This window comes from Streptomyces sp. NBC_00102 (assembly GCF_026343115.1).
Lineage (GTDB): Bacteria > Actinomycetota > Actinomycetes > Streptomycetales > Streptomycetaceae > Streptomyces.
On the sequence record NZ_JAPEMC010000001.1, the window covers coordinates 5,662,128 to 5,687,399 of the forward strand.

General features: G+C 71.7%; 25 protein-coding genes and 1 pseudogene. 21 read left to right on the top strand and 5 right to left on the bottom strand.

Annotated elements, in window-relative coordinates; genetic code table 11:
• The first annotated feature begins 32 nt into the window (after window positions 1-32).
• The 8 genes and pseudogenes from OHA55_RS25175 (at window position 33) to OHA55_RS25210 (ending at window position 7,875) form a co-directional block, all read left to right on the top strand.
• Window positions 33-644, top strand: coding sequence for a DUF5998 family protein (locus tag OHA55_RS25175; protein ID WP_266709929.1), 612 nt, complete (start codon window positions 33-35; stop codon window positions 642-644).
• Window positions 644-1,831 (top strand): alkaline phosphatase family protein, encoded by a 1,188-nt coding sequence (locus tag OHA55_RS25180; RefSeq protein WP_266709930.1) that lies wholly within the window; start codon window positions 644-646, stop codon window positions 1,829-1,831. Before OHA55_RS25175 ends, OHA55_RS25180 begins: the two co-directional genes overlap by 1 nt.
• Window positions 1,832-1,894: 63 nt before the next feature.
• Window positions 1,895-2,545, top strand: a complete 651-nt coding sequence (locus tag OHA55_RS25185) for a thymidine kinase (protein ID WP_266709931.1) — start codon at window positions 1,895-1,897, stop codon at window positions 2,543-2,545.
• Window positions 2,546-2,610: 65 nt separating this feature from the next.
• Window positions 2,611-2,916, top strand: a pseudogene (locus OHA55_RS25190) (RNA-guided endonuclease InsQ/TnpB family protein); the annotation flags it as partial.
• A 125-nt stretch (window positions 2,917-3,041) separates the two neighbouring features.
• Window positions 3,042-3,542, top strand: a complete 501-nt coding sequence (locus tag OHA55_RS25195) for a hypothetical protein (protein ID WP_266709932.1) — start codon at window positions 3,042-3,044, stop codon at window positions 3,540-3,542.
• Between the two features lie 356 nt (window positions 3,543-3,898).
• A complete protein-coding gene (locus OHA55_RS25200) occupies window positions 3,899-4,849 on the top strand; it encodes a sugar ABC transporter substrate-binding protein (RefSeq protein ID WP_266709933.1) in 951 nt (316 codons plus the stop codon).
• Between the two features lie 360 nt (window positions 4,850-5,209).
• The gene (locus OHA55_RS25205) at window positions 5,210-6,787 is read left to right on the top strand and encodes an MFS transporter (protein ID WP_266711131.1); all 1,578 of its coding nucleotides are present in this window, start codon (window positions 5,210-5,212) and stop codon (window positions 6,785-6,787) included.
• A 119-nt stretch (window positions 6,788-6,906) separates the two neighbouring features.
• A complete protein-coding gene (locus OHA55_RS25210) occupies window positions 6,907-7,875 on the top strand; it encodes an Lrp/AsnC family transcriptional regulator (RefSeq protein ID WP_266709934.1) in 969 nt (322 codons plus the stop codon).
• 39 nt (window positions 7,876-7,914) lie between these two features.
• Here OHA55_RS25210 and OHA55_RS25215 read toward each other — a convergent pair whose 3' ends face one another.
• Window positions 7,915-8,691, bottom strand: coding sequence for a VOC family protein (locus OHA55_RS25215; RefSeq protein ID WP_266709935.1), 777 nt, complete (start codon window positions 8,689-8,691; stop codon window positions 7,915-7,917).
• Between the two features lie 257 nt (window positions 8,692-8,948).
• Between OHA55_RS25215 and OHA55_RS25220 the strand changes: the two genes are divergently transcribed.
• Complete coding sequence (locus tag OHA55_RS25220) at window positions 8,949-9,779, top strand: sulfurtransferase (protein WP_266709936.1); 831 nt, start codon at window positions 8,949-8,951, stop codon at window positions 9,777-9,779.
• A 90-nt stretch (window positions 9,780-9,869) separates the two neighbouring features.
• Here OHA55_RS25220 and sepH read toward each other — a convergent pair whose 3' ends face one another.
• On the bottom strand, window positions 9,870-10,907 hold the full coding sequence (gene sepH, locus OHA55_RS25225) for a septation protein SepH (RefSeq protein ID WP_266709937.1): 1,038 nt from the start codon (window positions 10,905-10,907) through the stop codon (window positions 9,870-9,872).
• A gap of 586 nt (window positions 10,908-11,493) precedes the next feature.
• Here sepH and OHA55_RS25230 point away from each other — a divergent pair.
• Entirely contained in the window at window positions 11,494-12,492 is a 999-nt protein-coding gene (locus OHA55_RS25230) for a hypothetical protein (protein ID WP_323180451.1), read from the top strand.
• 88 nt (window positions 12,493-12,580) lie between these two features.
• On the opposite strand, the gene OHA55_RS25235 is transcribed toward OHA55_RS25230, so the two are convergent.
• Window positions 12,581-13,900: a D-arabinono-1,4-lactone oxidase gene (locus OHA55_RS25235; RefSeq protein ID WP_266709939.1), complete on the bottom strand. Its 1,320-nt coding sequence runs from the start codon at window positions 13,898-13,900 to the stop codon at window positions 12,581-12,583.
• A 290-nt stretch (window positions 13,901-14,190) separates the two neighbouring features.
• Between OHA55_RS25235 and OHA55_RS25240 the strand changes: the two genes are divergently transcribed.
• Both OHA55_RS25240 and OHA55_RS25245 read left to right on the top strand, forming a co-directional pair.
• Entirely contained in the window at window positions 14,191-15,318 is a 1,128-nt protein-coding gene (locus tag OHA55_RS25240; protein WP_266709940.1) for a ferrochelatase, read from the top strand.
• 102 nt (window positions 15,319-15,420) lie between these two features.
• Window positions 15,421-16,221, top strand: coding sequence for an inositol monophosphatase family protein (locus OHA55_RS25245; protein ID WP_266709941.1), 801 nt, complete (start codon window positions 15,421-15,423; stop codon window positions 16,219-16,221).
• A gap of 224 nt (window positions 16,222-16,445) precedes the next feature.
• On the opposite strand, the gene OHA55_RS25250 is transcribed toward OHA55_RS25245, so the two are convergent.
• Complete coding sequence (locus tag OHA55_RS25250) at window positions 16,446-16,619, bottom strand: hypothetical protein (protein ID WP_266709942.1); 174 nt, start codon at window positions 16,617-16,619, stop codon at window positions 16,446-16,448.
• Between the two features lie 383 nt (window positions 16,620-17,002).
• Between OHA55_RS25250 and OHA55_RS25255 the strand changes: the two genes are divergently transcribed.
• The 4 genes from OHA55_RS25255 to OHA55_RS25270 all read left to right on the top strand — a co-directional run bounded on the left by OHA55_RS25255 (window position 17,003) and on the right by OHA55_RS25270 (window position 20,590).
• Window positions 17,003-17,656 carry a response regulator transcription factor gene (locus OHA55_RS25255; RefSeq protein ID WP_266709943.1) on the top strand — a complete coding sequence of 218 codons (654 nt, stop codon included), beginning with the start codon at window positions 17,003-17,005 and terminating at the stop codon, window positions 17,654-17,656.
• A gap of 8 nt (window positions 17,657-17,664) precedes the next feature.
• Window positions 17,665-18,906: a cell wall metabolism sensor histidine kinase WalK gene (locus OHA55_RS25260; protein WP_266709944.1), complete on the top strand. Its 1,242-nt coding sequence runs from the start codon at window positions 17,665-17,667 to the stop codon at window positions 18,904-18,906.
• A gap of 406 nt (window positions 18,907-19,312) precedes the next feature.
• The gene (locus tag OHA55_RS25265) at window positions 19,313-19,609 is read left to right on the top strand and encodes a DUF4193 domain-containing protein (protein ID WP_003965732.1); all 297 of its coding nucleotides are present in this window, start codon (window positions 19,313-19,315) and stop codon (window positions 19,607-19,609) included.
• 12 nt (window positions 19,610-19,621) lie between these two features.
• Window positions 19,622-20,590: a hypothetical protein gene (locus OHA55_RS25270; RefSeq protein ID WP_266709945.1), complete on the top strand. Its 969-nt coding sequence runs from the start codon at window positions 19,622-19,624 to the stop codon at window positions 20,588-20,590.
• An 80-nt stretch (window positions 20,591-20,670) separates the two neighbouring features.
• On the opposite strand, the gene OHA55_RS25275 is transcribed toward OHA55_RS25270, so the two are convergent.
• Window positions 20,671-21,138, bottom strand: a complete 468-nt coding sequence (locus tag OHA55_RS25275; RefSeq protein ID WP_266709946.1) for a DUF3093 domain-containing protein — start codon at window positions 21,136-21,138, stop codon at window positions 20,671-20,673.
• A 58-nt stretch (window positions 21,139-21,196) separates the two neighbouring features.
• On the opposite strand from OHA55_RS25275, the gene OHA55_RS25280 reads away from it, so the two are divergent.
• From OHA55_RS25280 to kdpA, 5 genes are all read left to right on the top strand, one after another.
• Complete coding sequence (locus OHA55_RS25280) at window positions 21,197-21,781, top strand: PaaI family thioesterase (protein ID WP_266709947.1); 585 nt, start codon at window positions 21,197-21,199, stop codon at window positions 21,779-21,781.
• A complete protein-coding gene (gene dut / locus OHA55_RS25285) occupies window positions 21,778-22,308 on the top strand; it encodes a dUTP diphosphatase (RefSeq protein WP_266709948.1) in 531 nt (176 codons plus the stop codon). Before OHA55_RS25280 ends, dut begins: the two co-directional genes overlap by 4 nt.
• Before the next feature lies 1 nt (window position 22,309).
• On the top strand, window positions 22,310-23,080 hold the full coding sequence (locus OHA55_RS25290; protein ID WP_266709949.1) for a DUF3710 domain-containing protein: 771 nt from the start codon (window positions 22,310-22,312) through the stop codon (window positions 23,078-23,080).
• A gap of 425 nt (window positions 23,081-23,505) precedes the next feature.
• Window positions 23,506-23,595 (top strand): K(+)-transporting ATPase subunit F, encoded by a 90-nt coding sequence (gene kdpF, locus OHA55_RS25295; protein WP_266709950.1) that lies wholly within the window; start codon window positions 23,506-23,508, stop codon window positions 23,593-23,595.
• 6 nt (window positions 23,596-23,601) lie between these two features.
• Window positions 23,602-25,266, top strand: coding sequence for a potassium-transporting ATPase subunit KdpA (kdpA, locus tag OHA55_RS25300; protein ID WP_266709951.1), 1,665 nt, complete (start codon window positions 23,602-23,604; stop codon window positions 25,264-25,266).
• Window positions 25,267-25,272: the final 6 nt, after the last annotated feature.

Sequence of the window (25,272 nt, forward strand, 5' to 3'; positions counted from 1 at the left end):
CGGCGGTCACCGGGGCCCGTAAGATGGGGGTCATGGCAAAGACCGGTACGACGACCCAGGGGCTGCGCGCGGCGATCGAGCGCAGCGGCTACTACCCGGCCCTCGTGGCCGAGGCGGTGGAGGCCGCCGTCGGCGGAGAGCCGGTCGCCTCGTACCTCGTGCACCAGGAGACGACCTTCGACTCCAACGAGGTCCGGCGTCATGCCACGGTGCTGGTCCTGACGGACACCCGCTTCATCGTCAGCCACACCGACGAGCAGACCTCCGAGACGGAGTCCCCGACGCCGTACGCGACCACCTCCACGGAGTCCGTGCACCTCGGCCGGATCTCGTCCGTCGTGGTGAGCCGTGTGGTGGCGGACCCCGAGAAGTACGTCGCCGGTTCGCTGCCCCGCGAGGTCGTCCTGACGATCGGCTGGGGCGCGGTCTCCCGCATCGACCTGGAGCCGGCCGCCTGCGGCGACCCCGACTGCGACGCCGACCACGGCTACACCGGCAGCTCCACCGCCGACGACCTCAGCCTGCGGGTCAGCGAGGCCGGCGACGGCCCGGACACCGTGCGCCAGACGCTCGCCTTCGCCCAGGCGCTCAGTGAAGCCACGGCAGCGACGGCGGCCACGGCGAACCCGGCGACCAACCGCTGATGGCCCAGCCCGCCTGGCAGGACCCCGAGCCGCTCCCGCTCGACACCGCTCCCGTCCCCGAGTACGGCACGGGTTCCCTCGCGGATCTGCTGCCGACCCTCGTCGCCGGGCAGGAGGTGCCCGGCTTCACGGCGTCCATCCCGGAACTCACCCCGGCCGACCGCAACTGCGTCTTCCTGATCGACGGCCTCGGCTGGGAGCAGATCACGGCGCATCCGGACGAGGCCCCGTTCCTGCACTCCCTGCTGCCCACCTCGCGCGGCGGCACCGGTCGTCCGATCACGGCGGGGTTCCCGGCCACCACGGCGACCTCCCTCGCCTCGGTCGGTACGGGCCTGCCGCCCGGGAAGCACGGGCTGCCCGGGTACACCGTGCGCGACCCCGCCACCGGCGCCCTGATGAACCAGCTCCGCTGGAAGCCCTGGACCTCGCCGAAGGTCTGGCAGCCGTACCCCACCGTCTTCGGTCTCGCCGACGCGGCGGGGGTGCGGACGGCCCAGGTCTCGGCGCCCGCCTTCGAGCAGACGCCGCTGACCAAGGTCGCGCTCAGCGGCGGCTCGTTCCTGGGGCGCCTCGCCGGTGAGGAGAGGATGGACGTCGCGGCACAGCGGCTGGCCGCCGGGGACCGCTCGCTGGTCTACACGTACTACAGCGAGGTCGACGGCGCGGGGCACCGCTTCGGTACCGACTCCGACGCCTGGCGCGGGCAGTTGATGTACGTCGACGGTCTCGCCCGGCGTCTCGCCGAGCAGTTGCCGCCCCGCTCGGCGCTGTACATCACCGCGGACCACGGCATGATCGACATCCCGTTCGACGAGCAGTCCCGCATCGACTTCGACGAGGACTGGGAACTGCGCGCCGGCGTCGCCCTGCTGGGCGGGGAGGGACGTGCCCGCCACGTCTACGCCGTGCCCGGTGCCCAGGCAGACGTGCTGACGGTCTGGCGGGAAGTGCTCGGCGAGCAGTTCTGGGTGGCGAGCCGGGACGAGGCGATCGCGGCCGGCTGGTTCGGCCCCGAGGTGGACGAGCGCGTCCACGGCCGGATCGGGGACGTGGTCGCCGCGGCCCACGACGACGTGGTGATCACCGCCTCCCGCAACGAGCCGCACGAGTCCGCGATGGTCGGGATGCACGGTTCGCTGACCCCGGTCGAGCAGCTCGTCCCCCTCCTCGAAGTACGCACCTGACGCTGCCGCCCCACCGGCGCGTTCTCCCTGTCACCCCCCATTCCGAAAGGCGTCCGACCTCTCATGCCCGAGCTTGTGTTCTTCTCCGGAACGATGGACTGCGGAAAGAGCACGCTGGCCCTGCAGATCGGTCACAACCGGTCCGCGCGCGGGCTCCAGGGCGTGATCTTCACCCGCGACGACCGCGCGGGGGAGGGGAAGCTCTCCTCGCGGCTCGGCCTGGTGACGGAGGCCGTCGAGGCGGCCGACGGCATGGACCTCTACGCGTACGTGGTGAACCAGCTGTCCCAGGGCGGCAAGGCGGACTACGTGATCGTGGACGAGGCGCAGTTCCTCGCCCCCCGGCAGATCGACCAGCTCGCCCGGATCGTGGACGACCTCGGGATGGACGTCTTCGCCTTCGGCATCACCACCGACTTCCGTACGAAGCTCTTCCCCGGTTCGCAGCGCCTGATCGAGCTGGCCGACCGTCTCGAACAGCTCCAGGTGGAAGCCCTGTGCTGGTGCGGCGCCCGCGCCACGCACAACGCCCGTACGGTGGACGGGGAGATGGTCGTCGAGGGCGAACAGGTCGTGGTCGGCGACGTCAACCGGCCTGCCAAGGAGGTCGGTTACGAGGTGCTGTGCCGCCGTCACCACCGGCGCCGCACCACCTCCGCCGCGGCCCACGCGGGTGCGCTGTCGCCGGACGTCCTCCCGATGAACCAGGGCTGACACCGCCCCTCGCGACGCCGCCGGCGCCGTTGCCCCCCGTTACCGTTTTTGTGGCTCCGCATGTGAAGGCGCAGCGGGATCTCAGCCGCAAGGCCAAGGGGTCGAAAAATCGGGTGAAAGCCCGGGTCATGGTTGTGCGTGCCCACGCACGGACGGCCGATGAGCGGCGTGAGTTCCACCACCAGCTCTCCACCAAGCTGATCCGCGAGAACCGAGCGGTCGCGGTGGAAGATGTGGCGGTCAAAGGGCTCGCCCGCGCCCGCCTCGCCAAGTCCGTGCTGGACGCCGGATGGTCGGCGTTCCTCTCGATGCTGGAGTACAAGGCGGCGAAGCACGGCCGCACTTTCATCCGCATCGGACGCTTCGAGCCGAGCCTGCCGAACAACAGGAAGTTCCAGGCCATGTTGCGGGAAAGGGCTGGACGATGGACATGCGACCTCCTGAAATGATGGGCTGGAACAACGAGGTGCGAGCGCCGAAGAACTGAGGGCGGGCCATGGATCTGGAACTCGACCCGCCGCGCGGAGTCGCGCCGATCGTGCTCGGCACGACGCTCGACGAGGTACTCGCCGCCGCGCCCGGGGCCTGGGGCGAGCCCAAGGTGCTGCGGCGCCCTGGCCGGAGCTCCGCGACGGTCTCCTGGACCGTCGACCATGTCGGTGTACAGGCACTGCTCGAAGGTGACGGGACCCACGTCACCGCCGTCGAACTGTGGTGGCCCGGCGAGGGCCGTACCTCCGGCACGCGCGTCCTCCTGGGGAAGGACGAGGTGTTCACCACCCCCGCCGCGGAGCTCTTCCGGCGCGCCGCCGGACGGGGCTGGACGGTCGACGTCTCACGCCCCGAGTATCCGGTGATCCCCGGAGTGTCGCTCGGGTTCACCCGCCAGACCTCGCAGGAGGTCGAACGGGACGCCGACGGCCTGCCCGTGTACGTCACCTCGGTCCTGGTGGGCGACGAGAACTACTACGACTACCTCCGGAGCGCGCGCGGCTGACCCGCGTCACCCCGCCCGCCACCCCGGCTCCCACTCGCGCGTGCCGCTCCCGCCCCGGCCCCCGCGGCCCCGCCTCCTCTGCCGCTCGGTCCCGTGTCCTGCAAGCACACCTTGCGCGCCGCAAGGGGGTTGGCCCGGCCGTACGCGCGTTACGTTGTGCGCCGCCGCCGGACGTCCGGGGCGTCCGAGCGACCGCGCCGACTCCTCCGGCATGCCCGTACGGCGACCCGGCATGCCCCAGGGCGTGTCCTCGTGGTCCGTACCGGCGCCCTGACGGGCCGCTCTCGACCCCCGGGCCAACCGCGCGGTGTCACCAGCCCTTCGTATGATCCGCCCACCCCGGACAAGGCCGAACCATGACTTCTTCGCCGCGCAGCATCCCCGGGCGGCTGGCCGCCGCAGCCGCTCTGGCCTCCCTGCTCGTAGGGTGTTCCGCATCCGACGACAGTGCGGGCGGGGACGACGGCTCGACGACGATCGGTTTCGTCAACGGAGCCGAGACCGTCTTCCACGGCTGTCTGCAGAAGGCGATCGAACAGTCCGCGACATCCCGGAACGCCCACCTCGTCGTCGCCAACTCGCGGCAGAACCCGGTCACCGAACTCTCCAACATCGAAGACCTCATCGCGCGGCACGTCGACGAACTGATCGTCCAGACCGTCGACGTGGACACCCTCGACGTGGACGTGGCCAAGGCGCGGGCGGCCGGCATCCCGATCTTCCTGACCTCGGTCGACGTGGACGACCTCTCGGGGGTGCTCGGCGCGGTGGTCGTGGACCTCGGCCGGCTCGGCGCACTCGACGCGGGCTGGCTGGAGAAGGACGCGGCGGGGCGGAACGTCAAGGTCGGGGTGATCGCCGGCGCACCCGGCGCGGCCTCGGACCTGATGGTCGCCGGATTCGAGGAGGCCCTCCCGGCGAACGCGAAGCTGGTCTCGGAACTTCCGGGAATGTTCGATCCGGTCAAGGCCCGTGAGTCGGCGCAGGACATGATCGAGGCCTATCCCGACCTCGACTACGCCTTCGTGGCGAACGAGGAGATGGCACTGAGCGCCCGGCAGGTCTTCGACGCCGCCGGTGCCGACGTCAAGATCGTCACCGTCAACGGCACCGACGAGGGGCTCCAGGCGGTCAAGGACGGACGCCTGTCCGCGACGGTGGCCAACTCGGCCTCGAACCTTGGCCGGTTGGCCGTACAGAACAGTCTCGGGCTGATGGCGGGCAGCTCGGTCGAGAAGGTCACCTCCGCCCCCATCCTCCTGGTCACCCGCGCGAACGTGGACGAGGCTCCCGCCTACTGTTCCTGACGGCCGGGCGCGGTCGTACGGAGGCGCGGTCGTACGGAGGGGCGGTCGCACGGACGCGCGGTCGTACGGAGGGGCGGTCGTACGAACGCGCGGTCGTACGAAGGGGCGGTCGTGCGAAGGGGCATCCGGCCCTGCTCTTCTCCCGCACTCCCCGGTGCCGAGAATCCGGCGTTCAAGGGCCTGCGGTGTCGAGAATCCGGCTCCGGGACCCGTCGGCTGGCTCCGGAGCGGCTCCTGTCCGCATAGTTCCGTCTGGCATCGACAGACAGCGGCGGGCGTCCCGCCGCAGAGGAGTTCTCCGTGAACAGCACACCCCGAACCGTTGGCCGCGCCCCCGACCGGCGCGCGGCCACCCTGGTCATGGCCTGCATAGGCGTGTTCGTGGCCTACTTCCCCATCACGACGGTGTCGGTGAGTCTGCCCGTCATCCAGAAAGCGCTCGGCGCTTCCACCTCGGACCTCTCCTGGGTCTCGGACGCTTTCGTCCTCCCGGTGGCCGCTCTGATCCTGACCGCCGGTGTCTTCGGCGACGTGCACGGCCGCAAGAAGGTCTTCCAGGCGGGACTCGCCCTCTGCGCCGCCGGTGCCGCCGTCTCGCTCTGTGCCCAGTCGATCACCATGATCTGGATCGGACAGGCCCTCTCCGGAGCAGGTGCCGCCGCACTGCTGCCGATGACCCTCGCGCTCATCAGCCATGTCGTCCCCGACCACCGCGAACGCGGAAAGTTCATCGGTCTCTGGACGACCTTCCTCATGGGCGCGCTCGCCGTCGGCCCGCTGATCGCCGGCACGATCACTGCCCACGCGGACTGGCGGTGGATCTTCCTCCTGCCCATCCCGCTCTCCCTCGCGGCGATGGCCGCCGGTGCCCGGCTGCTCGACGACTCCCGGTCGCCTTACCCCCGCAAGCTCGACTGGCCCGGCCAGATCACCGCGGCCGTCGCCATCACGGCCCTGGTCTACGGGGTCATCGAGGGCGGAGCGTCCTCCTTCACCGAGCCGCAGGTCCTCGTGGCCCTGGCGTTCGCGGTGATCTGCGGGACCGCCTTCGTACTGGCCGAGCGCCGCAGCGACAGCCCGATGCTGGACCTGCGCATCTTCCGCAGCCCGGCCTTCACCGGCTCCACGCTGGTGGTCATGATCAGCTTCCTCGGGCTGATCGGCTTCTTCTTCGTGCTCAGCCTCTACTTCGGCATGGTGCAGCAGCTCAGCACCCTGGAGGCGGGACTGCGTCTCCTCATGGTCACGGTCATGCCGCTCATCCTCGGTGCCGTCTTCGGCCGGATCGCCCAGCGGCTCTCGGCCCGACTGCTGATCGCCGGTGGGCTGTTGATTGCCACGGTGGCGCTCTGCACGCTGACCACGATCGGCATCGACACCTCCTTCGCCTCGCTTGCCTGGCGGCTCGCCCTGCTCGGCACGGGCCTGGGCATCGCCTTCCCCTGCATCACCGCCACCGCCGTGGGCTCCGTACCGCCCCACCAGGCCGGCATGGCGGCGGCGGGCAACAACGCCTTCCGGCAGGTCGGCGCCGCCCTCGGCCCCGCCATCCTGGGCGCGCTGCTGACCACGAAGGCCGTCGGAGCCCTCCCCGGGCACCTGACCGAACAGGGGCTCACGGGGGCGACCGGCGAGCGCATCACCGAGGCCGTCGACCGCGGGGGCCTCGAAGCCGTCGCCGGGATGCCGCTGGGCGCCGACACCGGGCGCGCCCTCCACGCACTGTCGCTCTCCTTCGTGGACGGCCTCCACCTCTGCCTCGTCGTCTCCGCCGTCCTCATGCTGTGCGGTGCGATCGTCGCGGCCGCCACCCTGCGCTCCCGCGCGGCCGCACCCTCCGTCCCCGCGGCGGGAAGCACCGACCAGGTCCGGGCCGTCGACGGCGTGGCGCGCACGGGCGCGCCGGCCGCCGCGAGTACCGGGCCGGACCGCGCCTGACGGAACACCCCCACCGGCACCCACCGGCACCGCCCGTGCGAGCGGGCATGCTGGTGGGGGCGGGCCGTCGCACGGTCCGCCCCCGGACAGTGGACGGACGAACGGATCGGAGAACCACGGTGGCCCTGCCCGACGCCCTGGACCTGAAGGTGATGCAGGCCCTTCAACTGGACGGCCGGGCCTCCTTCGTGCAGATCGCCGAGGTCCTCGGCGTCTCCGACAAGACCGTCGCGCGCCGCTTCACGGGGCTGCGCCGCGACATCGGGTTCCGGGTGGTCGGGATGACCGACGAGATCAAGCTGGGGCGGCCGAGCTGGATCGTCCGGCTGCGCTGCACCCCCGATGCCGCCGAACCGCTCGCCGCGGCGCTCGCCCGCCGCGCCGACACGTCCTACATCAGCCTCATGTCCGGCGGTACCGAGGTCATGTGCGCCATGCGGCCGCGTACCCAGCAGGAACGCGACGAACTCCTGCTCGGGCGGCTGCCGCGCACCCCGCGCGTCATCCAGGTCAGCGCCCACTGCGTACTGCACCTGTTCTACGGCGGCCCGTCGGACTGGCTGAACAAGATCAGCGCCCTGACCCCCGGGCAGGAGGACGCCCTGCGGCCACGGTTCGGGGAGCCTCCCGCCGGACCGGTGACCCTGGACGCCGTGGACGAGGCGCTGATGGGGGTGCTGCGCGGGGACGGCCGGGCCCCGATGGCCGAACTGCAGAGCAGAACCGGCCAGTCCGAGGCCGTGGTCAAACGGCGACTCGACCGGCTGCGCCGCACCGGGGCCCTCTACTTCGACGTCGAGTACGACCACGAACCGCTCGGCCACGGCGTGGGGGCCATGCTCTGGCTCACGGTGGCGCCCGCCGACCTCGTCGCGGTGGGGAAGTCGCTGGCGGCCCATCCCGAGGTTGCGTTCGCCGCGGCGGTCAGTGGCCGTGCCAACATCGTCGCCACCGTCCACTGCCGGACCACCCAGGAGCTGTACGCCTACCTGACGGACCGTATCGGCGCGACCCCCGGGGTCCAGAACACCGAGACCGTGCTGACCCTGCGTCAGGTCAAGGTGCTGACGTACGACCCCCGCCGCTGACCGGCCTGTCCGGCCTGTCCGGCCCGTCCGGCCCGCCGGTCAGCGCTCGCTGCTCCGCACGATGGTGAAGGCCGCGCCCTCCGGGTCCGAGACCGTGGCCAGCCGGCCGCTCGTGCCCTCGCGGGGCGGCTGCAGGATGTGCCCGCCGAGCTCCACCACGCGGGCCGCCGCCAGGTCGGTGTCCTCGACCTCGAAGTACGTCATCCAGTGCGGGCCCCGGTCGCGCGGCAGGGCGTGCCCGACACCGTGCAGGGCCGCCACCGGCCGGCCGTCCAGGTGCAGGGTCTGGTAGTCGAAGTCGGCGGAGACGACCGCCTGGATCTCGTAACCGAACACCGCCTGGTAGAACTTGGCGACCGAGGAGGTCTCCCGGGTGATCAGCTCGTTCCAGACCGGGGTGCCCGGTGCTCCCCAGACCCGCGTCCCCAGGTGCCGGGCGGCCTCCCAGACGCCGAAGACCGCTCCGTTCGGGTCGGAGGCGATGGCCAGCCGCCCCGCCGGACCCGCGTCGAGGGGGCCGACCGCCACCGTGCCGCCGCAGGACCGGATCGTCTCGGCGGTGGCGTCCGCGTCGTCGGTCGCGAGGTAGGTGGTCCACGCGATCGGCAGATGGCGGTCCGGGGGGAGCTGGCCGATACCCGCGATCTCCTCGCCCCGGAGCCGGCCGCGGACGTACGGGCCGAGCTGCTCGGGACCGGGCTTGAACTCCCATCCGAAGAGGGCGCCGTAGAAGTCCTGGGTGGCGCTCAGGCCGTGCACGATCAGGCTCACCCAGCAGGGCGTGCCGGGCGTGCGCCGGGAGACAGCCTCGGTCATCGTCTTTCTCACTCCTCGGACCATCGTGGTGGCCGTGCGGCGGCTCAGGGGGCGGTCCGCCGTCCAGGGGTGCGGTACGGCTCGTACGCTCCGCCCCGATGCTCGCACCACCGGGGCCCGGAGAGACACCGGCCGCGCCGCGCGTCACGCGTTCTCGCGCGGAAACCGGACCGATTTTTCCGGTCTGACACATATGTCGTCCGTGTTTCACGCGGACGACACAACCCGGGGCCGGTCGCTGCGCGAGGATGGCCCTCATGAAGTCCATCATCACCGCATCCGAATACGCGGGCGAGTCGGCAGGACCCCGCCCGCCCGTGGTCCTCGACGTCCGCTGGCAGCTGGGCGGCCCGAACGGCCGGACCGCCTACGAGGCCGGGCACCTCCCCGGAGCCGTCTACGTCGACCTGGAGACGGAGCTGGCGGGCCCGGCCGGAGCCGGTGGCGGCCGCCACCCGCTGCCCGACCCGGAGAGCTTCGGTGCCTCGATGCGCCGGGCGGGAGTCTTCGCGGACCGGCCCGTGGTGGTCTACGACGGCGGTCAGGGCTGGGCCGCGGCCCGCGCCTGGTGGCTGCTGCGCTGGGCGGGGCACCACGACGTCCGGGTGCTGGACGGGGGTCTCGCGGCGTGGGACGGCGAGCTGTCCACCGAGGTCCCGGCTCCCGGCGAGGGTGACTTCCGGCCGAAGCCGGGGGAGCTGCCGGTGCTCGACGCCGACGGTGCGGCGGCCCTGGCCCGTACCGGTGTGCTGCTCGACGCACGTGCCGGCGAGCGCTACCGCGGAGAGGTCGAACCGATCGACCGGGTGGGCGGTCACATTCCCGGCGCCCTCTCGGCGCCGACCGTGGAGAACGTGGGCGAGGACGGCCGCTACCTGCCTGCCGCGCTGCTCGCCGAACGCTTCGCCGCGCTCGGCGCCACCGGGGACGGGGAGGTCGGCGTCTACTGCGGATCGGGTGTGTCCGGCGCCCACGAGGTGCTCGCCCTGGAGATCGCCGGCCTGCGGGCCGCGCTGTACCCGGGCTCCTGGTCGGAGTGGACCTCGGACGAGTCGCGCCCGGTCGCCACGGGGCCCGACCCTCGTTAGGCGTGTCCGGAGGGTGTCCGGAAACAGCCGGAGGGGCCGCACGCGTCGAGCGTGCGGCCCCTCCGGCGTATCGGCTCGTACGAGCCCGCGTCAGTCCTGCTTCTTGCGCCGGGTCCCGAAGACGATCTCGTCCCAGCTGGGTACGGCGGCCCGGCGGCCCGGACGTACGCCGTCCGCCTCGGCCTGACGGTCCGTGGTCCCGGTCAGCCGGTCACGGTGACCCGCGACGGCGCGCGGCATCAGCACGTCGGCGTACGCGGAACCGGCGCCCGCCGCCGCGGCCGGAGGCTCGTCCGCCGCGGGCTCCTCGACGGCCGGCTCGATCGCGGCGGGCTCGGGCTGCGTGGGCCGCTCGGGGACGACCATGTCGCCCCGGAAGCTCGGTACCGCCTCCAGCAGGCTGGTCAGCGAATCGCGTTCGGCGGCCGTCGGACCGGAGTACTCCTCCGGTTCGGCGTGCCGGTCCATCTGCCGGTCCAGGGCCCGGTCCAGCGGGCGGTCCCTGGGCAGCCGGGCGATCCTCGGCACGAACGGGAAGCTCGGCTCAGGGGCCGCGGTGTCCGATTCGCCGATGAGGGAACGCGCCTCGTCGTCGACGGCCTGGACCAGCCGCCTCGGCGGATCGTAGGTCCAGCTCGCGGAGTGCGGTTCGCCCGCGACGCGGTAGACGAGCAGGACTTCCCAGGTGCCGTCGTCGCGGCGCCAGGAGTCCCACTGAACCGTTTCCTTGTCCGCGCCGCGCATCAGCAGACGCTCCTGCACGGCGTCGCCGAGCTGGGGTCCGGTGTTCTCGCCGGGACGGCGCACGGGGGTCTTCCGGGCCCGCTCGGCCATGAAGGCGCGCTCCGCGAGCACGGGGCCCTCGAAGCGGCGGACACGGTCGACGGGAATCCCGGCGAACTGGGCGACCTCCTCGGCGGAGGCACCGGCTCGTATCCGGGCCTGGATGTCCCGCGGGCGGAGGTGGCTCTCCACCTCGATCTCGATCTGTCCGAGCCGCGCTCGGTCGTTGCGCACCGCGGCACGGAGACGCTCGTCGATCGGAAGCGTGTACTCCGTGCTGTCCGCAGCCTTGAGCACCAGTCGTGTGCCGTCGTTGGAGACGGCCACGACACGCAGTTCGGGCATGGGGACCTCCCGGGTGGTGCCTGCCGACGTCACGTGCGTCGCTGCTTCCGCTAGTCGAGTGTGGCCTGCCCGGGTGCAGCCTGCCACAACCTTGCCAAGTTGCCCGGCGTGTTTCGGGCCTTGGCCCTGGTACGCCGTCGTGACACGGTTACCCATGGTGACGCAGGACGACCGGTGTGGTCGCCCTGTGCAACGAGTCTCCGTGCGATGCGTCGGCGCCGCCGGTTCGAGTGCCGCCTTCGGCCCCCTCCCGCAGGACCCGGATCACCCTTGCGGGAGTCCGGCCCCAGGGCTCGTCACAGTACTCCATTCGGGCCACCGGGGTGGACCGGCACGCCGTCCGAGTTGTCGACGGGTGTCCTCGGCGACGGTGGTTGACGACGGGCATGAGGGTGGGGATACCCATTCGCCGCTCGTTTGCCCCTGCCGCGTGTCGCTGTTCACAGAATCACCAGAAACGGAACTATCCACTTCGCCCAAAGGTCTCTTCCTGGTGCAGGGTGGGAGCGATGTCAAGCAAGGGCTGGTAATGGTTCAGAAGCCGGAAAGCGACACGGAACCGAAGGAAAGGCGCATAGATCTGAATGTGCCGCAGGTCGCCGGCAGCGCCGTGGCCGCGGTCGCGGCCGCCGTGGCGGCCTCGCAGCTGGGGGTCTACGGAACGATCCTGGGCGCGGGCGTGATGAGCGTCGTCGCCACCTGCGGAGGCTCCGTCTTCCAGCACTTTTTCCGGCGCACGGGCGAGCAGATCCGTGAAGTCACCGTGCAGGTGACCCACCCGGGGGGCCGTCAGGTCGCCGTCCTGACCCGCGAGACGACCCGGGGCCGCTCCGGCGCGTTCGCCCCGGACGACGCCGACCCCGGCCGTACCCGGCTGTCGGCCCTCACCGGCGAGTGGACCGGGCCGGCGCCCGCGGACCCTGCCACGCGGGTGTGGGAACCGGACCGGACGGTCATGCTCCGCCCGGACCAGGACCGGACCCGGCTGCTGCGCACCGTCCCCGCCCCGGCGGACGTGCGGGACGACGCCACCCGGGCGCTGCGGATCACCGGCCCCGGCCTGCCGCCGGAGGAGGGCGGACCGGACGAGGAGTTCTCGGAGGCGACCGTCCACGGCTCCGCCCGCCGCGGCCGTCGCAAGCCCGTCATCGCGGCCCTCGTGGTCTTCGTCCTGTCGATGCTCGGCATCACCGGGTTCGAGCTGATCTCGGGCAACGACCTCAGCGGCGGCAACGGTACGACCGTGGGCTCCGTGGTCCGCGGCAGCGACCCGGGCACGGCCGACCCGGCACCGGCCCCGTCGACCGGCGGTGATTCCGGCTCCGGCACCGACGGCACGGGCTCCGGAGCGGCCACCTCCCCGTCCACCGGCACGGGGGAGGACGGGGCGTCCGCCCCCGCGACCCCGGAGGACGGCGGCGCGGCCACCACCCCCGCCCCCACGCCGACCGACGGCGCCACCACCCCGGCACCCTCGGCGACGCCGTCCTCCCCGGCGGCCGGCGACGGCGCGAGCACCGCGCCCGAGCAGCCGGCCGACAGCACCGGCGCGGCGACCCAGGACCCGGCCGCCGGCGGGGAGTAACCCGCACCCGCACCGGCGGCACCGACAGCGGCCCCGGCCACCACCCCACGAGGGCGGCGGCCGGGGCCGCTGTCGTCGGCGCGGGCGCTCAGTCGCCCAGCACGCGCCGCAGGTAGTCGTTGCCGAACAGCCGGTCCGGGTCGAGCCGGTCGCGTACCGCCGTGAACTCGCCGAACCGCGGGTAGACCTCCGCGAGGTATCCGGCGTCCCGGGTGTGCACCTTCCCCCAGTGCGGACGGCCCCCGTGCGCCGTCATGATCCGCTCGACCGCGGTGAAGTACGCCTGGTGGGGAGTGCCCCGGTAGAGATGGACGGCGATGTAGGCGCTCTCGCGGCCGGACGCCGTGGAGAGGGCGATGTCGTCCGCGGGGGCGGTACGGACCTCCACCGGGAAGCTGATCCGCAGCGGCGACCGGTCCACCATCGCCTTGAGTTCTCGCAGCGCCGCCACCGCGGCCTCGCGCGGAAGGGCGTACTCCATTTCCACGAAGCGCACCCGGCGCGGGCTGGTGAACACCTTGTAGGGGATGTCGGTGTAGGTACGGGCCGACAGGGCCCGGCTGGAGATCCGGGCGATCGAGGGGATGGCCGCCGGGAAGGCCCGGCCCACCGAACAGGCCACCTGGAAGATCCCGTTGGAGAGGAGCTCGTCCTCGATCCAGCCACTGATCCGGCCGGGCGGGGCGGAGGGGCCCGCGCTGCGGTTGTTGCGCTTGGTGTTGCAGTTGCCGGTGTGCGGGAACCAGTAGAACTCGAAGTGCTCGTTCTCGGTGACCAGCTCGTCGAAGCCGGAGGTCACCGCGTCGAAGGTCATCGGCTCCTCGCGGGCGGTCAGCAGGAAGACCGGTTCCACGGCGAAGGTGATCGCGGTGATCACGCCCAGCGCGCCGAGCCCGATCCGCGCGACCGCGAAGATCTCCGGGTTCTCCCGCTCGGAGCAGCGCAGCACCGAGCCGTCCGCGGTGACCAGCTCCAGGGCCCGGATCTGCGCGGCTATGGACGCCGAATCGCGGCCCGTGCCGTGGGTGCCGGTGGAGGTCGCCCCGGCGACGGTCTGCTCCATGATGTCGCCCATGTTGGTGAGCGACAGGCCCTCCCGGGCGAGAGCGGCGTTGAGCCGCTTGAGCGGAGTGCCCGCCTCCACGGTGACCGTCATCGCCTCCCGGTCGATCCCGCGGATGCCGGTGAGCAGGTCGGGGCGGACGAGCACCCCGTCGGTCGCGGCCGCGGCCGTGAACGAGTGACCCGTGCCGACCGGCTTCACCCGCAGCCCGTCCTCGGCGGCCCGGCGCACCGCGTCGGCGAGCTCGTCGACGGAGGCGGGCGAGACCTCCCGTACCGGCCGGGCGGTGACGTTCCCCGCCCAGTTGCGCCACGCGCGCGTCGTCCCTGCGTCGGTGCTGGTCATCTTCCCCACGCTTTCCCGTCCGAGCCGGCCCCACGAGCCGCCGATACCCCGGGGAACGCCGCAACGGCCGCGAGCGTCCCCACCACCGCGTGACCCGCCCCGCGCCGGACGCGTCGGCGAAGAACGCCACGGCCGGGAACGGCGGGCTCCCGGCCAGTTGGAGGGGGATCATACTCACGGACCCGGCCCACTCCCCGCCCGGCCGCGGGACCGCCCCGTACACCTCGCCCCGGAGGCCCGGGCGGATGTCGGTTGCGATGCGCCCGGCGGCGGATGGCAGGATCGGAGCCATGTCCGATCTGCGCGACCCCGCACCCTACGACGCCCTGCTGCTCCTCTCCTTCGGCGGCCCCGAAGGCCCGGACGACGTGGTTCCGTTCCTCCGGAACGTCACCCACGGCCGGGGCATCCCCGAGGAGCGGCTGAAGGAGGTCGGTAAGCACTACTTCCTCTTCGGCGGCGTCAGCCCGATCAACGCCCAGAACCGGGACCTCCTGGAAGCGTTGCGCAAGGACTTCGCCGATCACGGGCTGGACCTCCCGGTGTACTGGGGCAACCGCAACTGGGCCCCGTACCTGACCGACACGCTGCGCGAGATGACCGAGGCGGGCCACCGCAGGATCCTGGTCCTCGCGACGAGCGCCTACGCCTCCTACTCGGGCTGCCGGCAGTACCGCGAGAACCTCGCCGAGGCGCTGGAGACCCTGCGGGCCGAAGGCCTGACGGTGCCGCGCGTGGACAAGCTGCGTCACTACTTCAACCACCCCGGCTTCGTCGGCCCCATGACCGACGGTGTACTCGCCTCGCTCGAGAGCCTCACCGAAGAGGAGCGGGCCGGGGCCCACCTGGCCTTCACCACGCATTCGATTCCCGTGTCGGCGGCCGACACCTCCGGGCCGCTGGAAGCACACGGCGACGGCGGCGCCTACGTCGCCGAGCACCTCGACGTGGCCCGGGTGATCGTCGAAGCGGTGCGCGAGGAGACCGGTGTCGAGTACCCCTGGCGGCTCGTCTACCAGTCGCGCAGCGGCGCCCCGCACATCCCGTGGCTGGAGCCCGACATCTGCGACCACCTGGAGACCCTGCACGGCGAGGGTGTCCCGGCCGTCGTGATGGCCCCCATCGGGTTCGTCTCGGACCACATGGAGGTCCTCTACGACCTCGACACCGAGGCCACCGCGAAGGCCGCCGAACTCGGACTGCCCGTCCGCCGGTCCGCCACGGTCGGGGCCGACCCGCGTTTCGCGGCCGCCGTACGCGACCTCGTGCTGGAGCGCGCCGCCACCGAGCAGGGGTACCGCGCGGACCGCTGCGCGCTCGGTGCCCTCGGGCCCTCGCACGACCTCTGCCCGGCCGGCTGCTGCCCGGCCAGGGCGCCGAAGCCGGCCGCCGCGGGTGCCGACAGCCCGTTCTCCTGACCGTGCCTGCGGGGGGCGGGGCCGGAACCGGTCCGCCCCCGTTCGCCACCGGTGCCGCACGACCCGACCCGACCTGTCCGAATCCGACTCCCTGGGAGCGCCGTGACCGACCCCCTGCTCGCCGAACTCCTCGAACTCGCCCGGACCGCCGCCGCCCGCGCCGGAGCCCTGCTGCGTGACGGCCGTCCCGCCGACCTGGGGGTGGCCGCCACCAAGTCGAGCCCCATCGACGTCGTCACCGAGATGGACATCGCCGCCGAGAAGCTGATCACCGGCTACCTCTCCGAGCACCGACCCGAGGACGGCTTCCTCGGCGAGGAGGGCGCGAGCCGCGAGGGCACCAGCGGTGTCCGCTGGGTCATCGACCCGCTGGACGGGACGGTGAACTACCTCTACAACCTGCCGACCTGGGCCGTCTCGATCGCCGCCGAACTCGACGGGGAGCGGGTCGTGGGTGTGGTCGAGGCCCCGATGCGCGGCGAGACCTTCCACGCGGTGCTCGGCGGGGGCGCGTACGTGAACGGCACCGCGCTGCGCTGCCGCCCCGCGCCGCCGCTGGACCAGGCGCTGGTGTCGACCGGCTTCAACTACGTCGCCACCGTCCGCACCCACCAGGCCGACGTGGCCCAGCGGCTGATCCCCCGGCTGCGGGACATCCGGCGCGGGGGCTCGGCCGCCATCGACCTGTGCGACGTGGCCGCCGGCCGGCTCGACGGCTACTACGAGCGCGGACTCCACCCGTGGGACCTGGCGGCGGGCGACCTGATCGCCCGCGAGGCAGGGGCGCTCACCGGTGGACGCCCCGGCCTGCCCGCCGACGGGGACCTGACGGTGGCCGCCTCGCCGGGCGTCTTCGAGCCGCTCCAGAAGATCCTGGAAGAGCTGGGCGCCTGGCACGACTGACGCCGAAGACGCGGAACGCCCGCCGGAAGCTCCCAGGAGCTTCCGGCGGGCGTTCGCCGTGGTGCGGTTCGTGTGTGCTGCCGCGGCTCGACGGTGCTGTGCGGCTCGGTGGTGCGGCTCCGGTGGTGCGGCTCGGTCGTTCGGGTGTGGCCTGGTGGTACGGGTGGGGCTCGGTGGTGCGGGTCGCGCACGTGCGGTGGGTGCGGTGTGCGGGTCGGCCGGGGTCAGACCGTGGTGACTCCGGTCTCGACGCCGTGTTCGGCGGCGAGGCGCAGCAGATCGTCCAGCTCGCTCTGCTCGACGTCCGCCAGGAAGTCGTCACCCGTCTCGCGGGCCCGGGTGAGGTCGGACTCGGTCGTCCGGATGCGGTGGAGAAGCCCTGCGGTGAAAGCGTCCATGAAGCGCCCCCTCGGCGTGGGTCGGTGGCACGGGGGTGTGCCGGGGATGTCTCGGGCCTGGTCCCGAGTGCCGTCGGTCACGCGGTTCCTCCGGGAAAAGGAACGGCAGTGGCGAGCCACGTACGTGGCGTGATCGCGGGTGTAAATCCGTCCTCCCCGGGCCCGCACGGGGAGAAACCTCAACTCGCCCGTGAATATGCCCCCTTCCTCGTTTTCCCCCGAACCCGCAGGTCGCCGGGGGCCGCCTTACCGCCGGTTTATGGGTGTTGCGGGCAGGATGGTCGCGAACAGTCGGCCCGACGTGCCCCGCGAAGGGGCCGGCCGGGCCGCCTCCCGGACGTGCGAGACGTCCGCGTGAACTGCATCAGAGAAGGGACAGTGCCGTGCGCGTACTCGTCGTCGAGGACGAGCAGCTGCTCGCCGACGCGGTGGCCACCGGACTCCGCCGCGAGGCGATGGCCGTCGACGTGGTCTACGACGGAGCGGCGGCCCTGGAACGGGTCGGGGTCAACGACTACGACGTCGTGGTGCTCGACCGGGACCTCCCGCTCGTGCACGGGGACGACGTCTGCCGCAAGATCGTCGAGCTGGGCATGCCCACCCGGGTGCTCATGCTCACCGCCTCCGGCGACGTCTCCGACCGGGTCGAAGGCCTGGAACTGGGGGCCGACGACTACCTCCCCAAGCCCTTCGCCTTCAGTGAGCTGACCGCCCGGGTCCGCGCGCTGGGCCGCCGTACGACGGTGGCGCTGCCGCCCGTCCTGGAGCGGGCCGGCATCAAGCTCGACCCCAACCGCCGCGAGGTCTTCCGGGGCGAGCAGGAGATCCAGCTCGCGCCGAAGGAGTTCGCCGTGCTGGAGGTCCTGATGCGCAGCGAGGGCGCCGTGGTCTCGGCCGAGCAGCTGCTGGAGAAGGCGTGGGACGAGAACACCGACCCCTTCACCAACGTCGTGCGGGTGACCGTCATGACGCTGCGCCGCAAACTCGGTGAGCCTCCCGTCATCATCACCGTCCCCGGCTCCGGTTACCGGATCTGAGCGATTCGATGGCCACGTCCTCGGCGCCGCTGCCGGCGCCTCCGAAACCCACCTGGGACCCCAAGCAGCAGGACCTCACCTCGCCCTGGCTGCGTCCCACCATCCGGATACGGCTGACGCTCCTCTACGGCGGGATGTTCCTGATCGCGGGCATCCTGCTGCTCGCGATCATCTACATGCTGGCCGCGCAGGCCCTGCACGACGCGGGAGGCCCCGCCTTCCAGGTGTCCGGCACCAACGTCCGGATCTCCAGCACGACGTGCCCCCAGCTGGCGGCCTCGCAGAACAACGACCAGCTCAACGACGCCATCAAGGCCTGCACGGCCTCCCAGCGCCAGCACGCGCTGGACAGCCTGCTGAACCGGGCCCTGCTGGCGCTCGTCGGGCTCAGCATCATCGCCTTCGCCTTCGGTTACGCGATGGCGGGCCGCGTCCTGTCCCCGCTCGGCAAGATCACCCGTACCGCCCGCAGGGTGGCCGGGACCGACCTGTCCCGCCGGATCGAGCTGGACGGGCCGGACGACGAGCTCAAGGAGCTCTCGGACACCTTCGACGAGATGCTGGACCGCCTGGAGCGCGCCTTCACCGCGCAGCAGCGGTTCGTCGGCAACGCCTCGCACGAGCTGCGGACCCCGCTGGCGATCAACCGCACCCTGCTGGAGGTCCACCTCTCCGACCCCGCGGCCCCGCCCGAGCTCCAGCAGCTGGGCAAGACGCTGCTCGCCACCAACGAGCGCAGCGAGCAGCTGGTGGAGGGCCTCCTGCTGCTCGCCAGGAGCGAGAACCAGATCGTCGAGCGGAAACCGGTCGACCTGGCCGAGGTCGCCGAGCGCGCCATCGACCAGGCCCGCGCGGAGGCGGCCCAGAAGGGCGTGGAGATCCGCGGCGAGCGCGCGCCCGCCGTGGTCCAGGGCAACGGCGTCCTGCTGGAGCGGATCGCCCTGAACCTCGTGCAGAACGCGGTGCGCTACAACGCGCCGGAGGACGGCTGGGTGGAGGTCACCACCCACTTCGGGCCCGGACAGGCCCTGCTGGTGGTCTCGAACACGGGGCCGGTGGTTCCCGCCTACGAGATCGACAACCTCTTCGAGCCGTTCCGCAGGCTCCGCACGGAGCGGACGGGGAGCGACAAGGGAGTCGGACTCGGCCTGTCGATCGCGAGATCCGTGGCCCGGGCCCATGGAGGCCGTATCATCGCGGAGCCCCGAGAGGGGGGCGGGCTCGTGATGCGCGTCACTCTGCCCGTCTGAAACGCGGCAGGGCGTGAGCGCGGGGAGGGTCCATCGCTTTCGCTTTGAGCGGAATTTTCGTACTGCGTCACCGGTTTGTCCCTGTGTGATCGATCACAGGGGCCACAGTGGACGCGTCTACTCTCCGTGAGACTCTCTCGGCCGTAAAGCCGGGAAACGCCCGTGTTTTCGGGGGTTGGTATCACGGGAAGTACACGGGGTGGCACCCGTGAAGCACGACATCCGGACCGTGTACGGTCCCCTTCGCCACCCAAGACGACCGCTCAGCGGCGGCCGGTTCGGGTGTCGATTGAGTAACAGACCTTGATGTGAGGCAAAATCTCCGCCTCAGGTCGGGCACAAGTCCGGCCTCTCACGCGTTACGTGCGCTGAGACACCCGCAGACACCCAAGAGGGGGAGAGCGACATGGCAACGGATTACGACACCCCACGCAAGACCGACGACGACGTCGATCAGGACAGCCTGGAAGAGCTGAAGGCGCGGCGGAGCGACAAGACCGCGTCCGCCGTCGACGTCGACGAGTTCGACGCCGCGGAGGGCCTTGAACTGCCCGGCGCGGACCTGTCCAACGAGGAACTCGCCGTTCGCGTCCTGCCCAAGCAGGCCGACGAGTTCACCTGCATGAGCTGTTTCCTCGTGCACCACCGCAGCCAGCTGGCTCGCGAGAAGAACGGCCAGCCGATCTGCCGCGACTGCGACTGAGGCAGGCCTGCCGTGACAGGCGACAACCCGTTCCGGAAGCGGCGCTCACGGCGCAATGAAGGGCCGGAGGCGAATGAGGGCGTCACGGGCCCGGCAGAGGGCTCGCAAGCCCCTGGCGGGCACCAAGAGGCCCCGCACGACACCTCCGGCGCGACCGACGACGAGCGGGGCCACCCGGCCTCGCTCGAAGTGGCCCCGGCGGCCGGCCCGCAGGACGGGGCCGGACAGGCCGGGGAGACCGGCAACCACGGGACTCCGGCACCCGAGGCGGCCCCGACCGGGCCGCTGAACGCGGTGAAGCGGGGCGTACACAAGGGCGGGGAGAGCGTCAGAGCGGTCGCCGGACATCTGGCCGACCGGATCATCGACACGGCTCCCCGCGTCCCTGTGCGCGACCTCGCCACGCTTCGCCGGCACTTCCCGGGACTCGGTCCCGAGGAGATCGCGGACCGTCTGGTCCGGGGCGCGAGCAAGGCCACGGCGGCCGTGGGCGCAGGCATCGGAGCCGCGGCCATGCTGCCCGTACCCCCCGCCATGCTCGCCGAGCTGGCGGCGGAGATCACCGGGGTCGCCGCGATCGAGCTGAAGCTGGTCGCCGAGCTCCACGAGCTCTACGGCAGGCGCCCTCCGGGCAACCTCACCCAGCGCAGCACCGCCTACCTCACCTCCTGGACGGAGGAGCGCGGCATCGACGTCAACCGCCCCATCACGCTCAACGCGGCCCTGGGCGGCCAGATGAAACGCGAGCTGCGCCAGCAGATCATGAAGCGCATGGCGCGTGACGTGCCCAACCTCATCCCCTTCATGATCGGCGCCGCCGTGGGCGCGGCGATGAACCGCCGTGACACCCGGAAGCTGGCCGAGCACGTCAGGAAGGACCTGCGCAAGCAGCAGGTCGCCTGGGACCGGCTCACCGGGCTTCCGGCGCTGGAGCAGCCCGCCGACCCCACCGGAATCCCGCCGGAGGCGGAGGGCCGCTGAGGCCGGGGGGCCGCACGAGCCGCCCCCGCGCGGACACCCCGTGTCCTGGCGACCCGTGTCCCGGGTCTTCGGTGCCGCGTTCAGTCCTGCGCGGCCACCGGCGCCGCGGAGAGCGCGGCGATCAGCGCCTGCGGCTCACGCGTCGAGAGGTAGAGGTAGGGCGTGGGGTCCGCGGGGTCGGTCACCTTCACCCGCACCGCCGTCGGGATGTAGCCGCGCAGCAGCATGAAAGCGCGCGCGTCCGCCTTGTACGTGCGCCAGGCCCGCGCCTCCTCCGCGTCCAGCGCCTCGGCGTCCCCGAGCGCCGAGAGAGGGATCCGCGCGTCCCCGGCGACCAGGGAGTCCGCGACCACCCGGATGCGGACGGAGCCGTACGAACTGACCACGACCGCCGTCGCGGCCGTGCCTCCGACCAGACCCGCGAGCAGGTACAGGCCGCCGAGCGGCAGGAGCATCAGGGCGAAGGCCACCCCCACACCGAAGGCGATGAGCCACCAGGTGCGGGGTGCGGTGAGGCGTTCGTCGAAGGGCGGTACGGAAGGCTGCATGGGAACAAGCTTGGCACGGCGAGACCCGCGGTCGGGCTCGCGGGTAAGGTCTGCGCGTGTGAGTGGAACATCTGCAGCTCTGACACCCCCGGCCGACGCGGTGGCACCCGTGCGGCACCCCGAGGCGCCCGCGCCCGGTGAGCTTCTCGGCTCGCACTACGAACACTGTTTCGGCTGCGGCGGCGAGCAGCCCCACGGCCTGCACCTCGCGGCGCGGGCCGGTGAGGGCGTGAGCGTGACCGCCGAGTTCACCGTGCGCCCCGAACACCAGGGAGCGCCCGGTCTGGCCCACGGCGGCGTGCTCGCCACGGCGCTGGACGAGACGCTCGGCTCGCTGAGCTGGCTGCTGCGGGTCATCGCGGTCACCGGCCGGCTGGAGACCGACTTCTCGCAGCCCGTCCCGGTCGGCACCGTGCTGCACCTGGACGCGCGGGTCGTCGCCGTGCACGGCAGGAAGATCTACTCCACCGCCATCGGCCGGATCGGCGGCCCCGGCGGCCCCGTCGCGGTGCGGGCCGACGCGCTCTTCGTCGAGGTGAAGGTCGACCACTTCATCGACAACGGCCGCCCCGACGAGATCCGCGCGGCGATGGCCGACCCCGACCAGATCAAGCGTGCCCGAGCCTTCGAGGTGAACCCGTGACCCGTCCTCCCGTCGACGTCCTTCTCCGGCGCCTGGACCCGGAGGTCCCGGTTCCCGCGTACGGCCACCCCGGCGACGCCGGTGCCGACCTGGTGACCACGGAGGCGGCGGAACTCGCCCCGGGGGAGCGGGCGGTGCTGCCCACCGGCGTGTCGATCGCGCTGCCGGACGGCTACGCGGCGTTCGTGCACCCCCGCTCGGGCCTCGCGGCCCGCTGCGGAGTAGCCCTCGTGAATGCCCCGGGGACGGTGGATGCCGGGTACCGTGGAGAGATCAAGGTGATCGTCGTCAACCTCGACCCGCGCGAGACCGTGCGGTTCGAGCGTTTCGACCGGATTGCCCAATTGATCGTCCAGCAGGTCGAGAAGGTGCGCTTCCACGAGGTCGCGGAACTTCCCGGCTCGGCACGGGCCGAGGGGGGATTCGGGTCCACCGGCGGTCATGCCGCGGTGGACGGTGTCGGGGGCGGTATCACCCCGGGTGGGAACAACTACGCTTCGGTCGTATCCGACCGGGAAGGACAGTGACGTGTTCGGACGTCGCAAGAAGAGTGGTTCCGCCGAGGACGCGGTGGACGAAGCGCGCGAGACCGAGCAGGTCGCCGACGAGCTCGATGACGCCGACGACGCGGTGAGCGCCGGTCGGACGAACCTTCCGCCGGCCCCGCGGCCGGACGGACCCTGGGACATCTCCGAGGTCTCCAGGCCCGGCGAGGGCCGGGTCGACCTGGGCGGGATCTTCGTGCCCGGAGTCGAGGGCATGGAACTGCGCGTGGAGGTGGCCGGGGACGCGATCGTCGCCGCCACCGTGGTGCTGCGCGACAGCGCGATCCAGTTGCAGGCCTTCGCCGCCCCCAAGAAGGAGGGCATCTGGGGCGAGGTCCGCGAGGAGATCGCCTCGGGCATCACCAAGCAGGGCGGGATCATCGACGAGGTCGAGGGCCCGCTCGGCTGGGAGCTGCGCGCCCAGGTCCCCGTACAGCTTCCCGACGGGAAGAACGGTGTCCAGCTGGTGCGCTTCGTCGGCGTCGACGGACCCCGGTGGTTCCTGCGCGGAGTGATCTCGGGCCAGGGTGCCGTGCAGCCGCAGGCCGCCGGTCTCCTGGAGCAGATCTTCCGGGACACCGTGGTCGTCCGCGGCGAGGGCCCGATGGCCCCCCGCGACCCGATCGTCCTCAAGCTCCCCAACGACGCCCAGATGGTTCCCGAGGGCGTCCAGCAGGAGGAGCAGGAGAGCTCCAAGTTCTCCGGCGGCATGGGCCAGCTCCAGCGCGGACCGGAGATCAGCGAAATTCGCTGAGAACGGCCCGCGCGGCGCGCGGATTCTTCAGGCCGGTGGGCCGTACCCCCTTTCCCGGGGTACGGCCCACCGGCCTTTCCGTACGCCGCCCACCGGCCTCGTACGCCGCCCACCGGCCTTTTCGCGTGCGGTTCGGGTCGCGTCCACAGGTGCCGAACCGCACGTGGTGACGCGTGTCGCCAGAGCTTCCGGTGAGCCGGCGTCAGGGGCGCGTATCGGCGCCGTAAGGGCGCCGTCAAGGGAACGGCCGTCCTCGTATGGAAGCCATCAACGGTGGCCTGAAATGCTCTGGCCGGAGGTTTGCTCAGGGGGTCCGAGAAACCGAACCTCATCTAGGAGCACACGATGGCCGACGTGGCCTTCGTCGTCACCACGATCGCGGTCTTCGCGCTGGTGGCCCTCATCGCCAGGGGGGTGGCGAAGCTGTGACTGCCGAGAACATCGCCGGCCTCGTCGTGGCCGTCGCCCTGCTGGGCTACCTCGTCCTCGCCCTTCTGTACCCGGAGAGGTTCTAGCCCGACATGAGTCCCCTCCTCGCCGGTGTGCTCCAAGTGCTCGCGCTGATCGTCGCGCTGGGCCTGGCCTACCGCCCCCTCGGCGACCACATGGCACGCGTCTACTCCTCCGACAAGCACCTGCGCGTCGAGAAGTGGATGTACCGGGCCATAGGCGCCGACCCCGGAACCCAGATGCGCTGGCCCGCGTACCTCCGCGGCGTCCTCGCCTTCTCCGCGGTGAGCCTGCTCTTCCTCTACCTGCTCCAGCGGGTGCAGGGCAGCCTGCCCGGCTCCCTCGGCTTCGTCTCGATCGACCCGGACCAGGCGTTCAACACCGCCGCGTCCTTCGTCGCCAACACCAACTGGCAGTCGTACTACGGCGAGCAGGCCATGGGCCACGTCGTGCAGACCGGCGGCCTCGCGGTGCAGAACTTCGTCTCCGCCGCCGTCGGCATGGCCGTCGCGGTGGCGCTCGTCCGGGGCTTCGCCCGGTCCCGCACCGGTGAACTCGGCAACTTCTGGTCCGACCTGGTGCGCGGCACCGTCCGCATCCTGCTGCCCATCTCGGTGCTCGGCGCCCTGGTGCTGGTCGCCTGCGGCGCCATCCAGAACTTCTCCGGCATCCACGAAGTCGGCCAGTTCATGGGCGGCTCGCAGCAGTGGAACGGCGGCGCGGTCGCCTCGCAGGAGGTCATCAAGGAGCTGGGCACGAACGGCGGCGGTTACTTCAACGCCAACTCCGCCCACCCCTTCGAGAACCCCAACGGCTTCACCAACCTCTTCGAAGCCTTCCTGATCCTCGTCATCCCCTTCGCGCTGACCCGCACCTTCGGCCGCATGGTCGGCTCGCTCAAGCAGGGGTACGCGATCCTCGGCACGATGGCCGCCATCTGGATCGGCTTCATCGCGCTGATGATGTGGACCGAGTTCGCCCACCACGGCCCCGCGTTCGACATCGCGGGCGGAGCGATGGAGGGCAAGGAGAACCGGTTCGGCGTCGCCGGATCCTCGATCTTCGCCGTCACCACGACGCTCACCTCCACCGGTGCGGTCGACTCGTTCCACTCCTCGTTCACCGGCTTCGGCGGCGGCATCACCATGCTGGGCATGCAGCTCGGCGAGATCGCCCCCGGTGGGGTCGGCTCCGGCCTCTACGGCATGCTGATCATGGCGATCATCGCGGTCTTCCTGGCCGGCCTGATGGTCGGGCGCACCCCGGAGTACCTCGGCAAGAAGATCGGCACCCGCGAGATCAAGCTCGCGGCCTGCTACATCCTCATCACCCCCGCCCTGGCGCTCGGCTTCACCGCCGCGGCGATGGCACTGCCCACCCCGGGCAACTCCATGACCAACAGCGGCGCGCACGGTTTCTCCGAGATCCTGTACGCCTACACCTCCGGTGCCAACAACAATGGTTCCGCCTTCGCCGGCCTCAACGCCGACACCCAGTGGTTCAACACCACCATCGGGCTCGCGATGCTTCTCGGCCGGTTCGTCCCGATGGTCTTCGTGCTGGCCCTGGCCGGCTCGCTGGCCGAGCAGAAGCCCGTACCGGAGACCAGCGGCACCCTCAGCACGCACAAGCCGCTCTTCAGCGGACTGCTGGTCGGCGCCGTCATGATCGTCACCGGTCTGACCTACTTCCCCGCCCTCGCTCTGGGCCCGCTCGCCGAGGGGCTGGCGTCATGACCACAC

What these genes read in the sequence shown, in the direction of transcription:
- OHA55_RS25175 (WP_266709929.1), top strand. Translation starts at nt 33, where the DNA reads ATGGCAAAGACCGGTACGACGACCCAGGGGCTGCGCGCGGCGATCGAG.
- OHA55_RS25180 (WP_266709930.1), top strand. Translation starts at nt 644, where the DNA reads ATGGCCCAGCCCGCCTGGCAGGACCCCGAGCCGCTCCCGCTCGACACC.
- OHA55_RS25185 (WP_266709931.1), top strand. Translation starts at nt 1,895, where the DNA reads ATGCCCGAGCTTGTGTTCTTCTCCGGAACGATGGACTGCGGAAAGAGC.
- OHA55_RS25195 (WP_266709932.1), top strand. Translation starts at nt 3,042, where the DNA reads ATGGATCTGGAACTCGACCCGCCGCGCGGAGTCGCGCCGATCGTGCTC.
- OHA55_RS25200 (WP_266709933.1), top strand. Translation starts at nt 3,899, where the DNA reads ATGACTTCTTCGCCGCGCAGCATCCCCGGGCGGCTGGCCGCCGCAGCC.
- OHA55_RS25205 (WP_266711131.1), top strand. Translation starts at nt 5,210, where the DNA reads ATGGCCTGCATAGGCGTGTTCGTGGCCTACTTCCCCATCACGACGGTG.
- OHA55_RS25215 (WP_266709935.1), bottom strand. Translation starts at nt 8,691, where the DNA reads ATGACCGAGGCTGTCTCCCGGCGCACGCCCGGCACGCCCTGCTGGGTG.
- OHA55_RS25220 (WP_266709936.1), top strand. Translation starts at nt 8,949, where the DNA reads ATGAAGTCCATCATCACCGCATCCGAATACGCGGGCGAGTCGGCAGGA.
- sepH (WP_266709937.1), bottom strand. Translation starts at nt 10,907, where the DNA reads ATGCCCGAACTGCGTGTCGTGGCCGTCTCCAACGACGGCACACGACTG.
- OHA55_RS25235 (WP_266709939.1), bottom strand. Translation starts at nt 13,900, where the DNA reads ATGACCAGCACCGACGCAGGGACGACGCGCGCGTGGCGCAACTGGGCG.
- OHA55_RS25240 (WP_266709940.1), top strand. Translation starts at nt 14,191, where the DNA reads ATGTCCGATCTGCGCGACCCCGCACCCTACGACGCCCTGCTGCTCCTC.
- OHA55_RS25250 (WP_266709942.1), bottom strand. Translation starts at nt 16,619, where the DNA reads ATGGACGCTTTCACCGCAGGGCTTCTCCACCGCATCCGGACGACCGAG.
- OHA55_RS25260 (WP_266709944.1), top strand. Translation starts at nt 17,665, where the DNA reads ATGGCCACGTCCTCGGCGCCGCTGCCGGCGCCTCCGAAACCCACCTGG.
- OHA55_RS25265 (WP_003965732.1), top strand. Translation starts at nt 19,313, where the DNA reads ATGGCAACGGATTACGACACCCCACGCAAGACCGACGACGACGTCGAT.
- OHA55_RS25275 (WP_266709946.1), bottom strand. Translation starts at nt 21,138, where the DNA reads ATGCAGCCTTCCGTACCGCCCTTCGACGAACGCCTCACCGCACCCCGC.
- kdpA (WP_266709951.1), top strand. Translation starts at nt 23,602, where the DNA reads ATGAGTCCCCTCCTCGCCGGTGTGCTCCAAGTGCTCGCGCTGATCGTC.